The 16,493-nt window shown below is 39.7% G+C and carries 2 protein-coding genes and 2 tRNA genes; 1 reads left to right on the forward strand and 3 read right to left on the reverse strand.

The window, feature by feature from the left end:
- Positions 1-176: 176 nt before the first annotated feature.
- From JM84_RS04260 to JM84_RS04270, 3 genes are all read right to left on the reverse strand, one after another.
- On the reverse strand, positions 177-3,776 hold the full coding sequence (locus JM84_RS04260) for a ShlB/FhaC/HecB family hemolysin secretion/activation protein (protein WP_144782928.1): 3,600 nt from the start codon (positions 3,774-3,776) through the stop codon (positions 177-179).
- Positions 3,777-3,942: 166 nt separating this feature from the next.
- Positions 3,943-4,026 (reverse strand) — tRNA-Leu (locus tag JM84_RS04265).
- A 71-nt stretch (positions 4,027-4,097) separates the two neighbouring features.
- Positions 4,098-4,169: transfer RNA gene (locus JM84_RS04270), tRNA-Gly, on the reverse strand.
- A 513-nt stretch (positions 4,170-4,682) separates the two neighbouring features.
- Here JM84_RS04270 and JM84_RS04275 point away from each other — a divergent pair.
- Complete coding sequence (locus tag JM84_RS04275; RefSeq protein WP_144782930.1) at positions 4,683-16,439, forward strand: gliding motility-associated C-terminal domain-containing protein; 11,757 nt, start codon at positions 4,683-4,685, stop codon at positions 16,437-16,439.
- Positions 16,440-16,493 lie beyond the last annotated feature (54 nt).

A 16,493-nucleotide genomic window follows, 5' to 3' on the forward strand; every position in this document is an offset into this window, starting at 1 on the left:
ATTTCTATAGTAGCATATAAATAGGTGGGCCACTCATCTATTTGAAGTTATGGTATAGCGTTTACAATTCCTTATTCAAGGTTATAGCCCTCATAACCATTATACTTTATCAGCATTTTAATAAAGTAGCATAAGAACATTAGTAAATAATGAGGTTTTAGATTGTAAGCATACGCTTAAAATCTAAAACCTGCACTTACCAAAATTCTACTGTCTTCCTTACTCACGTAATACCCAAGATTTGCAGTAATAGCTTTAAAGCCATTAATAAATACAGAACCCCCATAACTATTATGCCACTGTTCTGAATTGTCATTATCCTCCCATACACGTCCATAATCAAAGCCAGCAGTGACACCTAAGCGTAACGGCACAAAAGATGTTCTAAACTGTGCTAAGCCTACTCTAAGGTCTGTAGAATGGTAGAATGAAGACTTACCTTGAAAACGATTGTTACGGAAACCTCTTAAACTAGTATTGCCACCTACGCTAGCTGCATGATAAAATTCATAATCATCACTCAGATTAAATTGTGCACTAGCCATTGTAGCTAGAGTTGCTGCACCACTCTCGTGTATAGGATATATAAAAGACACCATTGGTTTTACATACCCAAATTTATTATTAAATTTATCATCAATAGTAGTTTTATACCCTGCCACCAGTTTAAGTTCCATACCTCTCCTAGGTAGGGCCATCATAGTGCGTTTGTTATTGTAATGTAGTCCCACTTCTCCTCCAGCATAAATCTGCTCTTCAAAGACATCATTAGTAGGCTCAAAAAAGTCATTTACAAATCCATTCTCAGTATTATCTACCTCGTGTGACTCCAAGCGTCCTTCTACATATATTAAAAAGTCATCATTTTTCTTGTAATGTAATGATGGAGCTACGTGCCATTGCTTTATACGAGTTCTATTAAAATCTATATCTGTGTCATCTTCATCATATTCAGTATCATTACCAAGCCCAAAGAAATTTGTTGCATAGTTGTCTGTAGTGAACCTAGTGTCTACATTAAGATTCCAGTTATAAAAAAAGTGAGCAAACTCCCCTAGGTACTTAACTTCAAATCCAGATGTAGCAGAATAGTAGTTTACTGCGAGAGTATGTTGTGTTGTAAAAGGATTACGTAATAGACTGTACGTTGTATAAGTGTCTGCGAGACCTACACTTAATCCTCGATCAGGATCTGAGGCAATGCTCGGAAAAATAACATTCGTAGAATACTTACGTTTACGAGGGTCATAATTATTGATCTCATAAGAGTCCGTGAGATTTTTAGAGCCCACATTTTTAAATGTATTTTCCTTTGATTTATAGTCAAACACTTTTGTTTTACGCGCATTTTTTAAATCGTAAATATCATTTTCTTCTCCACCAAATATCTTGAGTTTGATCAGGTCATTACCGTCTCCAGTTACAGTAAACGTATCATCACCATCTAATCCATAGAGCCAGATTTCTTTTGTCTCTTTTGCATCATACGTATTTTTGAATATAGTGAGTTCATCATCTTTTATTTCTATAGATGTTTTCCCATCGCGTTCTCGTGATATGTCAATTAGATTATCTTTATTAGTAGCTACAATAACTTCGTGTTTTTTAAAATAATCATAATAATTCTGAGCAACGGCAACCAGGTTTTCCCTGCGTTGTTTCATAAGACTTTTTATATTTTCTATACTTTGGTCTTTGGTCCCTTCTGGCAGGTTTGCAAATGCATTGTCTATCGCTGCATCTGTCATAGTATTCTGTAGGAACTCTGCTTGTGACTTCCAGACATCCCAACCCGCTTCATTGATAAAGCTCTTATCTAAATAGAATGCTGCATAATTGAGCCATTTTGTACTCTTTACATTTTTAGAGTACGTTTGCATAGGGCGCAAGGCAGGTACAGCAATCTTAGCAAGTGATATTAATGCACCATCATATTTAGGGAACGCTTGATCTCGATCACGCGGTATAGGTTTGTAAAGCTCCGTGCCATCTTCTTGGGTAAAAAGAGCCCATCTCCATTGATCTTCGTGACGATCCCAATCACCTATAAGCATATCAAAAAGACGCGCTTTTATATAGGCCTCTTCATCTATCTGTGCTTCCTTATCATCTAGAAGTACTTGAAGCATATCTGTAGTACTTATGATATCTTCAGAATTTCCAAAAGTTTCGAACTCCTTATTCTCATCACCTACGTGCTCTTCTAACATATAAAGTTTGTCACCATAAGAATCATTAAAGCGCCCCAAGCGCTCTTGTTTCGGTACATAATAAATTTCTGGGTTTGCATGATAAATAGCGGCCTGTTGCATAAGGTCTGCAACTGCAAATGGGGCATAGGGATGTGCTGTAGTATAGTAATCCTGTACAACATCTTCTGCAACAGTATTACGAACATAGTCTTTAATGTAATGATCATCTACAGAAGATTGTAAAAAGCGCACGGCGCTTTTTCTAAGCTCACGCAAGCTATACTCATGTTCTTCATCGTCTATGAGACGTAGCGTTCTTGATTGATTACCTCCTCCAGCAGTCTTTGCTTTTACATTATTAGGCAAATCTTCTAAAAATAGTACGGGTGCATCTATATCACGACTGTAAATTGTACGGTAGTGATCACCCCATAACCACTTGTAAAATCCTGATTTTTTAGTTTCTTCTTTTGTATAAATAGAGGAGGTGAACGTATCGCTAAAGTCTGTTTTTGATTTGAATTTAAAATCCCCAGTTGATCTTTTTTTACTCTTTATTTCTTTTGTAAAAGCTAGAGTAGGCGAGTTTCCATTCATTTCAAATAATTGAACCTCTGAGCTTCCGTCTTTAAAAACATTTAATTTTGCGTAGCCTGGTTTATCACTTCCATAATCACCATTTTTTGTCTTTGCTCTAGTTTTTTCGGTTTTTCCAGTGGCACCACTTATAACTTGAGGAATATCCTTATCCATTATAAATTGGAGATTTTTATCTGCCCCAGATATAAATATTACATCCTCAGATAGACTTGCGATCGTTTCAAGCTCACCTATAAAAGAGTTCATCTCATTATTAAAGTAAGATTGGTCAGAAAATCCTCCCATTCTTTCAAAAAAACCGCGTCTCGTAGAACTTAATACAGAATGGTACAGTGCAACAATTACAGTCTTGTTTTGTTCGTCTTTGAGCTCATCTTTAAAGGCAGCCATAAACTGGTCACGCGTTTTTATCTCACATTTATTATTGATATATGGATGTTTGTCCCAATCTTCTAAGTACCATTGAGAGTCGACCATTACAAGCTCAACCTCATCACTTAGCGTCTCGCGTTCTATAGGACATCCATCATTAGGCCAAAATTTACCTTCACCATTATCTTGCAAAAATGATTCTAAGTCGTCTATATTTTTGTGCCCACCTTTATTCCACTCATTAGTACCCGGTATATAAATGATCTGTCCATTAAATCCTGACAGCGGCGTTAAAAGGTTGTTAGTAAGAAAGTTTTCTTCTGCTTCACGTTTGCTTGAATTTTTTGGATATCCATCCTCACGGGTATTGTTACCTAAAGAGATAAACACAGCCTCTTTATCTTTTTGTGAAGCCTTAACGATAGCGCTAAGTATAGATTGTGAATTTTCTCCTACGCTATTACCTACGTGAGAAGTAAAATAAAGGGATTTTGAAATTTCTCTACCTTCTTGAGCACTTACAAGTAGTGTGCTTAGTAATAAAAAGGCACTAAGAAATGCCTTAAGTACATATTGATCCTTAAGCATTGTGGGAGAGGTAGTAATTTTCATATAACGTATTTAAAGGACTGAAATTTGAAGACTTATAACTTTTAATATATGCCTAATCATCTCAAGATAATTTATTTCTATTTAATTCTTTAACACTTTTAAACTAAAATAAAAGTGCTATATAATAAAAAACCCTTGATAATCTGTAGATTAACAAGGGTTTTAGTACTCGAGACGGGACTTGAACCCGTACGTCCTAATGGACATTGGATTTTAAGTCCAACGTGTCTACCAATTCCACCACTCGAGCATTTTCACTTACGTGAAAAATTGGTATTTATTTTTATACGCTTTCGCGAAAGCGTTATAATTTCAAACTAGAGCGAAAGACGAGATTTGAACTCGCGACCCCCACCTTGGCAAGGTGATGCTCTACCCCTGAGCTACTTTCGCATTGCATTCTATCAGAACGACGCTATTTCTCGTAGCGGATGCAAATTTAATCTTTTTCTTGTTTTAGCAAAGAGTTTTCCTAGTTTTTTTTTAAAACTATTTTAATCACTATAGTTAGAGAGTATACGCAGGGATAAGCATTGTTTTTATCAATATTTACATCCTGTCTCTGTAAGAAAAAACCTGTAATTATGCCAAAGTCAAAAGCTATTATTGGTAAATAGCTGATATTAAGTGTATTATTTTTTACAAGTAATATGCCACTCGTCCATATAAAAGTGCATTTGGTCGAAAAATACATGTATATTATCTACAAAGAGATCAAATTAATCGATAAAGTGCTTATATTTAAGTTAAGTTTAAGAATATCATGTAGTTTTGCTTAAGTGATTAAAGAAGTTCTACTTTTAAATTTAATATGATATTAAGATAACGTAGATAAAAGTCTAATATCTGATGTTTGTTTAAGCCTCAGATTCTATTAAAAGTTAAATTAAGTTATAATTTATATATATGGGAAAAATTACTATTCCTTACGGACAGATTAAAAAGTTGCAATTATCATTTATCTCAAAAAAGATGATTGTATTTCTTGCGATATTTGGTTGTGTTACATTGTCCTCTTATGGTCAATGTGTTGGTACTGCTACAGATTGTGATGGTGACCTTGTATTAAATGAAAATGATTTAGATGATGATAATGATGGAATACTAGATGTAGCTGAGGGGTGTAATCAACCTGGGACACCGATTGCTTTCAATCAAATTTCAGCTATACCTCCATCAGCATTTATTCCAGGAGGTGGAACTATACCAAGTGGCTCTTCTGGATTGAGAGTTTCTGATGCGTCGGGAAACTATTCAGTTGATATTTATATTGGACCTCAGACGGTTGAAGCTGCGGGTCAGAATAATGCAGCGACTTTTAACCTAACTACTGGATTGATTGGTAATGGCGCTACTGGTCTTAACGATAATGAATTTGTAGAACTTATTTGGACTAGTACAAATTCAATTATTCCTTTTCAAATCCCAAGTTTGAGCATTAACAATATCAATAGTTTGACCGCACCGCTAAATAATACAGATGTCAGAGATGCCTATGCATGGAGCGAAGGTGGGGTATGGTCGATAAATACTGACCCATTAGATACTGCCAATCCAGGTGGTGCAATTGTAACTGTAAATGATGCGCAAATTGATGATGTAGGAGTTTTTGTTATACCTGATAAAGATGGGAATAATGTTCTCAATAACGTAGGACGTTTTACAACATTAGTTAATGTCGACGATAGCACTTCAGACGTATTACTTAATATGACAGGTGTTCCTAATGGACATACTGCAATATTTACATTCGATAATCCTCAAACCACTGTTTCTCAATATATTTTTGATAGTAGAAACTTAGGCAGTGTTGTGGTAATGTTATGGAATTTTTTCCCTCAATCAACTATTTTTGTGGCGCCTGTTAATCCTGATACAGATAATGATGGTATTGCAGATTGTTTTGATTTAGATTCAGATGGTGATGGCTGTAGTGATGTTTTAGAGTCTGGAGGTCTTGATCCAAACGGAGATGGAATATTGGGGGCAATACCAACTATGGTAGATAGTGATGGGCTAGTAATAGGAAGTTCTCCTGCAACTGGAGGTTATGATGGAGCAAACGGAAATGAAATTGTAGCAACACAAGTTAATGTTACAGCAATGGAACCTGCCGACCAAACGGCTACAACTGGTGAGTCTGCTACGTTTACAATTACGGCAACAGCAGATAATTCGACTGGATTTACAGCAGGTGTTCCAGATTACGGAACTCCTGGAAATGCAAATGCCGGAATAAACTATATGTGGTACATAGGTGATCCAGATACATCAGGAACTCTTATTACTGCAGCCGATACTAATTATAGTGGCGAGAATACAAATGCTTTAACGGTTAATGATGTAACAGGCTTAGATGCTACGGAGTATTTTGTTGTAGTTACTCATGATGATAATGTTTGTTTTACAGAAACTCGTTCAGCGACGCTTACTATTGCGCAGGCTGATGTAAGTATTGATAAAGTATTGGTTGATAGTAGTCCTTATGTAGTGGGGGGTACAGTGACCTATACATTAACAGTAAGTAACGCAGGGCCTGATGGAGCAACAAATGTTGTTGTAACAGATATTCCTGAAAACTTAACTATTACAAATGTATCTGGAGGAGGATGTACAGCATTCCCATGTACTATAGCAAGTATTGCTGCAGGTGTTGCTAATGATGTGACGATAACAGTTACAGCAACAATTGATAGTGAGGGAGCCTTTTCAAATGGTGCGACTGTAGAAGCAGATCAAGATGATCCGAATACTGCCAATAATCAAGATTTATCAACAGATGCAAATAATCAAGGAGCAGTTCCTAGTGTTCCACCAGTGGTACAAAATGATGTAAGTGCTCCGAGTACTCCAGGAGCTACAGTAAGTTTAGATCCAACCGCCGATAATGGTTTTGGAATAGATGATGATGCTGACGGTACATTAGATGTTACGAGCGTGAGCTTAGTTGTTCCAGCTGGAGCTACGATGGTACAAACGGATGCAGATGGCGATATTATTGGGTACACAGTTCCTGGTGAAGGAGTTTGGGAAGTTAATCCTGTAAACGGTGAGATTAGTTTTGCACCAGTAGCTGGTTTTAATGATGATCCAACATCTCCTGCCACTTATACAATAGATGATAATGCGGGTAATACTTCTAATCAGGCTACTGTAACAATTGATTATGTGCCTATTGCAACAGTAGATGAGATTACTGACGTTATGCCTGGCATGGACGCTGTAATTGATGTATTAGCAAATGATGTTGATGGTGACCTTGTTGATCCAACTACTGTAATGATAATAGACCCAGCAAATCCGGGAGTTCCTGTGACAAGTTTGGTAGAGCCTGGAGTAGGAGTATGGACTGTTGATTCTTCAAGTGGAGCGATTACGTTCGCACCTTGTACTGCTGCTGGAATTCCAGACGCTAGTTGTGCAGGATTATTTGAAGGTAGTCCGATGGACATCTCTTATATAGTATCAGATAATGAAGGTAATACGACAATTCCTGCCACAGTAAGTGCAGCTTATGCTGTTCCACCAGTAGCACAAAATGACGTAAGTACTCCGAGTACACCTGGGGCTACGGTAAGCGTAGATCCAACAGCTGACAATGGTTTTGGAGTTGATGCCGATCCTGATGGTACTTTGGATGTAACGACTGTGAGTTTAGTAGTTCCAGCTGGAGCAACGATGGTACAGACGGATGCAGACGGTGATATTATAGGATACACAGTATCTGGTGAAGGCGCTTGGGAAGTTAATCCTGTAACTGGTGAGATTAGTTTTGCACCAGAAGCTGGTTTTAACGATGATCCAACGGATCCTGCTAGATATACGATAGATGATAATGATGGTAACCCATCGAATGTAGCTACTGTAACAATTGATTATGTTCCTGTTGCAACCTCGGATGTGAGTGCTGGTAATGACACTGGTCTTCCAGTAGTGGTAGATGTACTTGCCAATGACGTTGATGGAGATGTAGTAGATCCAACAACGGTTCAAATCGTAGGTACTGCAAATCCTGGTGATGACTTAGTGGTTGTTGGTGAAGGTACTTGGAGTGTTGATCCAGTAAGTGGAGCCATCACGTTTAGTCCTTGTACAGTAGTTTCATTACCTGATTGTCCTGAGATTTTTACAGCAGACCCTACAGATATTGAGTATGTGGTTGCGGATGATGAAGGTAATGTTACAGACCCTGCAAGTGTAAGTGTGAGTTTTATTCCAGAGCCACCAGTTGCAATGGATGATGCTAGTGTTAATAATATGACTGGAGATCCAGTGGTTGTTGATGTTGCATTAAATGATATGGATCCTGATGGTACGTTAGATTTGACGACTGTACAAATCGTGGGAACTGCCAACCCTGGAGATGATTTAGTAGAGCCTGGCGTTGGAGTTTGGAGTGTTGATCCAGTAAGTGGAGCGATTACCTTCACTCCTTGTAGTGCAGCTGGCGTTCCTGATGCTAGTTGTGTTGGAGTATCTACACAAGATCCACAAGACATTACTTATACAATAAATGATAATGATGGTAATGTATCTAATGCAGCTACGGTATCAGTGATGTATGATGCAGAGCCACCAGTAGCTCAAAATGATGAGAGTTTAGCCAATACACCTGGCGCAACGGTAAGTTTAGATCCAACGGCTGATAACGGTTTTGGAGTAGATGCAGATCCTGATGGTACTTTAGATGTAACGAGCGTGAGCTTAGTAGTTCCAGCTGGAGCAACGATGGTTCAGACGGATGTAGATGGAGATATTATAGGGTACACGGTACCTGGTGAAGGAGTTTGGGAGGTTAATCCTGTAAATGGTGAGATTAGTTTTGCACCATTAGCTGGTTTTAACGATGATCCAACAAATCCTGCAAGTTATACCATTGATGATAATGATGGTAACCCATCAAACACAGCTACCGTAACAATTGATTACGTTCCTGTTGCAACCTCGGATGTGAGTGCTGGTAATGACACTGGTCTTCCAGTAGTGGTAGATGTACTTGCCAATGATGTTGATGGAGATGTAGTAGATCCTACAACGGTACAGATTGTAGGTACTGCAAATCCTGGAGAAGACTTAGTGGTTGTTGGTGAAGGTACTTGGAGTGTTGATCCAGTAAGTGGAGCCATCACGTTTAGTCCTTGTACAGTAGTTTCATTACCTGATTGTCCTGAGATTTTTACAGCAGACCCTACAGATATTGAGTATGTGGTTGCTGATGGTGAAGGAAATGTCACATCTCCTGCAAGTGTAAGTGTGAGTTTTATTCCAGAGCCACCAGTTGCGATGGATGATGCTAGTGTTAATAATATGACTGGAGATCCAGTGGTTGTTGATGTTGCACTAAATGATATGGATCCTGATGGTACGTTAGATTTGACGACTGTACAAATCGTGGGAACTGCCAACCCTGGAGATGATTTAGTAGAGCCTGGCGTAGGAGTTTGGAGTGTTGATCCAGTAAGTGGAGCGATTACCTTCACTCCTTGTAGTGCAGCGGGAGTTCCTGATGCTAGTTGTGTTGGAGTATCTACCCAAGATCCACAAGACATTACTTATACAATAAATGATAATGATGGTAATGTATCTAATGCAGCTACGGTATCTGTGATGTATGATGCAGAGCCACCAGTAGCACAAAATGACGTAAGTACTCCGAGTACACCTGGGGCTACGGTAAGCGTAGATCCAACAGCTGACAATGGTTTTGGAGTTGATGCCGATCCTGATGGTACTTTGGATGTAACGACTGTGAGTTTAGTAGTTCCAGCTGGAGCAACGATGGTACAGACGGATGTAGATGGAGATATTATAGGGTACACGGTACCTGGTGAAGGAGTTTGGGAGGTTAATCCTGTAACTGGTGAGATTAGTTTTGCACCATTGGCTGGTTTTAACGATGATCCAACGAGTCCTGCGAGTTATACCATTGATGATAATGATGGTAACCCATCAAACACAGCTACGGTAACAATTGATTACGTTCCTGTTGCAACCTCGGATGTGAGTGCTGGTAATGACACTGGTCTTCCAGTAGTGGTAGATGTACTTGCCAATGATGTTGATGGAGATGTAGTAGATCCTACAACGGTACAGATTGTAGGTACTGCAAATCCTGGAGAAGACTTAGTGGTTGTTGGTGAAGGTACTTGGAGTGTTGATCCAGTAAGTGGAGCCATCACGTTTATTCCTTGTACAGTAGTTTCATTACCTGATTGTCCTGAGATATTCACAGCAAACCCTACCGATATTGAGTATGTAGTTGCGGATGATGAAGGTAATGTTACAGACCCTGCAAGTGTAAGTGTGAGTTTTATTCCAGAGCCACCAGTTGCAATGGATGATGCTAGTGTTAATAATATGACTGGAGATCCAGTGCTTATTGATGTTGCATTAAATGATATGGATCCTGATGGTACGTTAGATTTGACGACTGTACAAATCGTGGGAACTGCCAACCCTGGAGATGATTTAGTAGAGCCTGGCGTAGGAGTTTGGAGTGTTGATCCAGTAAGTGGAGCGATTACCTTCACTCCTTGTAGTGCAGCGGGAGTTCCTGATGCTAGTTGTGTTGGAGTATCTACCCAAGATCCACAAGACATTACTTATACAATAAATGATAATGATGGTAATGTATCTAATGCAGCTACGGTATCTGTGATGTATGATGCAGAGCCACCAGTAGCACAAAATGACGTAAGTACTCCGAGTACACCTGGGGCTACGGTAAGCGTAGATCCAACAGCTGACAATGGTTTTGGAGTTGATGCCGATCCTGATGGTACTTTGGATGTAACGACTGTGAGTTTAGTAGTTCCAGCTGGAGCAACGATGGTACAGACGGATGTAGATGGAGATATTATAGGGTACACGGTACCTGGTGAAGGAGTTTGGGAGGTTAATCCTGTAACTGGTGAGATTAGTTTTGCACCATTGGCTGGTTTTAACGATGATCCAACGAGTCCTGCGAGTTATACCATTGATGATAATGATGGTAACCCATCAAACACAGCTACGGTAACAATTGATTACGTTCCTGTTGCAACCTCGGATGTGAGTGCTGGTAATGACACTGGTCTTCCAGTAGTGGTAGATGTACTTGCCAATGATGTTGATGGAGATGTAGTAGATCCTACAACGGTACAGATTGTAGGTACTGCAAATCCTGGAGAAGACTTAGTGGTTGTTGGTGAAGGTACTTGGAGTGTTGATCCAGTAAGTGGAGCCATCACGTTTAGTCCTTGTACAGTAGTTTCATTACCTGATTGTCCTGAGATTTTTACAGCAGACCCTACCGATATTGAGTATGTGGTTGCTGATGGTGAAGGAAATGTCACATCTCCTGCAAGTGTAAGTGTGAGTTTTATTCCAGAGCCACCAGTTGCGATGGATGATGCTAGTGTTAATAATATGACTGGAGATCCAGTGGTTGTTGATGTTGCACTAAATGATATGGATCCTGATGGTACGTTAGATTTGACGACTGTACAAATCGTGGGAACTGCCAACCCTGGAGATGATTTAGTAGAGCCTGGCGTTGGAGTTTGGAGTGTTGATCCAGTAAGTGGAGCGATTACCTTCACTCCTTGTAGTGCAGCTGGCGTTCCTGATGCTAGTTGTGTTGGAGTATCTACACAAGATCCACAAGACATTACTTATACAATAAATGATAATGATGGTAATGTATCTAATGCAGCTACGGTATCAGTGATGTATGATGCAGAGCCACCAGTAGCTCAAAATGATGAGAGTTTAGCCAATACACCTGGCGCAACCGTAAGTTTAGATCCAACGGCTGATAACGGTTTTGGAGTAGATGCAGATCCTGATGGTACTTTAGATGTAACGAGCGTGAGCTTAGTAGTTCCAGTAGGAGCAACGATGGAGATTCTTGATGCAGATGGAGATATTATAGGATATACAGTTCCTGGAGAAGGAGCTTGGGAAGTGAGTGAAACGACAGGTCAAATTAGCTTTATACCATTAGCTGGTTTTAACGATGATCCAACGAGTCCTGCGAGTTATACCATTGATGATAATGATGGTAACCCATCAAACACAGCTACGGTAACAATTGATTACGTTCCTGTTGCAACCTCGGATGTGAGTGCTGGTAATGACACTGGTCTTCCAGTAGTGGTAGATGTACTTGCCAATGATGTTGATGGAGATGTAGTAGATCCTACAACGGTACAGATTGTAGGTACTGCAAATCCTGGAGAAGACTTAGTGGTTGTTGGTGAAGGTACTTGGAGTGTTGATCCAGTAAGTGGAGCCATCACGTTTATTCCTTGTACAGTAGTTTCATTACCTGATTGTCCTGAGATATTCACAGCAAACCCTACCGATATTGAGTATGTAGTTGCGGATGATGAAGGTAATGTTACAGACCCTGCAAGTGTAAGTGTGAGTTTTATTCCAGAGCCACCAGTTGCAATGGATGATGCTAGTGTTAATAATATGACTGGAGATCCAGTGCTTATTGATGTTGCATTAAATGATATGGATCCTGATGGTACGTTAGATTTGACGACTGTACAAATCGTGGGAACTGCCAACCCTGGAGATGATTTAGTAGAGCCTGGCGTAGGAGTTTGGAGTGTTGATCCAGTAAGTGGAGCGATTACCTTCACTCCTTGTAGTGCAGCGGGAGTTCCTGATGCTAGTTGTGTTGGAGTATCTACCCAAGATCCACAAGACATTACTTATACAATAAATGATAATGATGGTAATGTATCTAATGCAGCTACGGTATCTGTGATGTATGATGCAGAGCCACCAGTGGCTCAAAATGATGAGAGTTTAGCAAATACACCTGGTGCAACGGTAAGTTTAGATCCAACGGCTGATAATGGTTTTGGAGTGGATGCAGATCCTGATGGAACCTTAGATGTAACGAGCGTGAGCCTAGTAGTTCCAGTAGGAGCTACGATGGAGGTACTTGATGCAGATGGTAATATTATAGGATACACAGTACCTGGCGAAGGAGCTTGGGAAGTGAGTGAAACAACGGGTCAAATTAGCTTTATACCATTGGCTGGTTTTAACGATGATCCAACAAGTCCTGCTAGTTATACGATAGATGATAATGATGGTAATCCATCAAATGTGGCTACGGTAACAATTGATTACGTTCCTGTTGCAACCTCGGATGTGAGTGCTGGTAATGACACTGGTCTTCCAGTAGTGGTAGATGTACTTGCCAATGATGTTGATGGAGATGTAGTAGATCCAACCACGGTACAGATTGTAGGTACAACAAATCCTGGTGATGACCTAGTTGAACTTGGAGTAGGAGTTTGGAGTGTAGATCCAGTAACGGGTGCAATTACTTTTACACCTTGTACTGCTGCGGGTATTCCAGATGCTACTTGTACAGGATTATCTGTAGAAGATCCAGCACCTATCGCTTATACAGTAATGGATAATGATGGGAATATAAGTGATCCAACAGAGGTTTCTGTTTCTTTTGACGAATGTAATGGACAAGGATTTGGAGATTGTGATGGTGATGGTGTTTCAAATGATGATGAAGTAAATGGTGGTACTGATCCTAACGATCCTTGTTCTTATAATGCTATGGATCAAGATTTAACTATCGTTACTAGTGAATGGAATAGTATTGATTGTGATATGGATGGTCTTACTAACAATGAGGAGACTACAGGAATCGATGATCCTTCAACTCCAAATGATCCAAATGGTAATACAACAGATCCACAAAATCCAGACACGGATGGTGATGGTGTAACAGATGGTGATGAAGCTGGAGATATGACAGATCCTAATGATCCTTGTGCTCTTGAGATAGCTAGTCAGACAGTTATTCCTACCATGGCATGGAATGATCTTGATTGTGATATGGATGGGTTAAATAACGGTGAAGAACTTACTGGAATAGATGATCCAACAACGCCTGGAGATCCTAATGGTAATATTACAGATCCATTAGATATTGATACTGATGGTGACGGTGTAACAGATGGTCAAGAAGCACTTGATGGTACAGATCCTAATGATAACTGTAGTTTAGTAGTAGCAAATCAGACAGAAACGACTGATGCTGCTTATAACAGTGCAGATTGTGATATGGACGGTCTTACTAATAGTGAGGAGACTACAGGAATCGATGATCCTTCAACTCCAAATGATCCAAATGGTAATACAACAGATCCACAAAATCCAGACACGGATGGTGATGGTGTAACAGATGGTGATGAAGCTGGAGATATGACAGATCCTAATGATCCTTGTGCTCTTGAGATAGCTAGTCAGACAGTTACTCCTACCATGGCATGGAATGATCTTGATTGTGATATGGATGGGATAAATAACGGTGAAGAACTTACTGGAATAGATGATCCAACAACGCCTGGAGATCCTAATGGTAATATTACAGATCCATTAGATATTGATACTGATGGTGATGGTGTAACAGATGGTCAAGAAGCTCTTGATGGTACAGATCCTAATGATAACTGTAGTTTAGTAGTAGCAAATCAGACAGAAACGACTGATGCTGCTTATGACAGTGCAGATTGTGATATGGATGGTCTTACTAATAGTGAGGAGACTACAGGAATCGATGATCCTTCAACTCCAAATGATCCAAATGGTAATACAACAGATCCACAAAATCCTGATACGGATGGTGATGGTGTAACCGATGGTGATGAAGCTGGAGATATGACAGATCCAAATGATCCTTGTGCGCTTGAGATAGCTAGTCAGACGGTTACTCCTACAATGGCATGGAATGATCTTGATTGTGATATGGATGGATTAAATAACGGTGAGGAACTTACTGGAATTGATGATCCAACCACGCCTGGAGATCCTGATGGTAATATTACAGATCCATTAGATATTGATAGCGATGGCGATGGTGTAACAGATGGTCAAGAAGCACTTGATGGTACAGATCCTAATGATAACTGTAGTTTAGTAGTAGCAAACCAGACAGAAATGACTGATGCTGCTTATAACAGTGCAGATTGTGACATGGATGGTCTTACTAACAATGAGGAGACTACAGGAATTGATGATCCTTCAACTCCAAATGATCCAAATGGTAACACAACAGATCCACAAAATCTTGATACGGATGGTGATGGTGTAACCGATGGTGATGAAGCTGGAGATATGACAGATCCAAATGATCCTTGTGCGCTTGAGATTGCAAGTCAGACAGTTACTGCGACAATGGCATGGAATGATCTTGATTGTGATATGGATGGATTAAATAACGGTGAGGAACTTACTGGAATCGATGATCCAACAACGCCTGGAGATCCTGATGGTAATATTACAGATCCATTAGATATTGATAGCGATGGCGATGGTGTAACAGATGGTCAAGAAGCACTTGATGGTACAGATCCTAATGACAACTGTAGTTTAGTAGTAGCAAATCAGACAGAAATGACTGATGCTGCTTATGACAGTGCAGATTGTGATATGGATGGTCTTACTAACAATGAGGAGACTACGGGAATTGATGATCCTTCAACTCCAAATGATCCAAATGGTAACACAACAGATTCACAAAATCCTGATACGGATGGTGATGGTGTGACAGATGGTGATGAAGCTGGAGATATGACAGATCCAAATGATCCTTGTGATTTACAAGTAAGTAGTCAATCTCTAGATCCTTCTCAAATGTGGAATGATCTTGATTGTGACCTCGATGGGTTAACTAACGCAGAAGAAATTACAGGAATTGATGATCCTGATACTCCTGCAGATCCTAATGGTAATACAACAGACCCTGCTAATCCTGATACAGATGGTGACGGAGTTTCTGATGGTGACGAGGCAGAAGATGGTACTGATCCTAACAGTCCTTGTGATTTCTTAATAGACAGTGTGACATTGCCTATGGATACTGATTTTGCGAGCCTTGATTGTGATGGCGATGGTGTAACTAATGGAGACGAGATAGCAGATGGTACAGATCCATTTGATGTTTGTGATTTAATAGTTGATAGCCAAACTGTAACAACAACATCAGCGTTTAACAATGCAGATTGTGATAACGATGGGTTGACTAATCAAGAGGAGATTACTGGAATAGATAATCCGCTTACTCCTTCAGATCCTAACGGTAACACTACAGATCCTACTAACCCTGATACAGATGGTGACGGAGTTTCTGATGGTAGAGAAGGATTGGATGGAACAGACCCTAATAACTCATGTAGTTTAGAAGTAGGTAGCCAGACACTCGATGTTAGTTTAGAATTCCTTGATGGTGATTGTGACGGTGACGGTATCTTAAACGGTAATGAATTAGGTGACGAGAATGATAATGGTATTCCAGACTTCCTAGAAGTAAATAATGGAAATCCAGATGCAACAGACGGATTAGAAGTCTTTGATATTATGACTCCTAATGGAGACGGTCTCAACGATGTCTTCGTAATAAGAGGGATTGAGCAGTTTCCTAACAATAAGATGCGCATTTATAATAGATGGGGAGTACTTGTTTGGGATGCAGACGGATATGGACAAGATAACGTCTACTTCAGAGGAGAGTCTAATGGACGTGTAGTGGTAGATCAAGACAGGTTATTACCCGTAGGTACATATTATTATGTACTTGACTACACAAATGATGCTGGTTCACTCAAGCAACTGGCAGGACCATTATATATTAATAGATAATAAAACAATAATATTTGGTACGCTTTCGCGAAAGCAAAAAAGAAAGTGTACCAA

This window comes from Dokdonia sp. Hel_I_63, assembly GCF_007827285.1.
Lineage (GTDB): Bacteria > Bacteroidota > Bacteroidia > Flavobacteriales > Flavobacteriaceae > Dokdonia.

Excerpts from the sequence above, each read along its gene's own strand:
- JM84_RS04275 (WP_144782930.1), top strand. The coding sequence starts at position 4,683 with ATGGGAAAAATTACTATTCCTTACGGACAGATTAAAAAGTTGCAATTA.
- JM84_RS04260 (WP_144782928.1), bottom strand. The coding sequence starts at position 3,776 with ATGAAAATTACTACCTCTCCCACAATGCTTAAGGATCAATATGTACTT.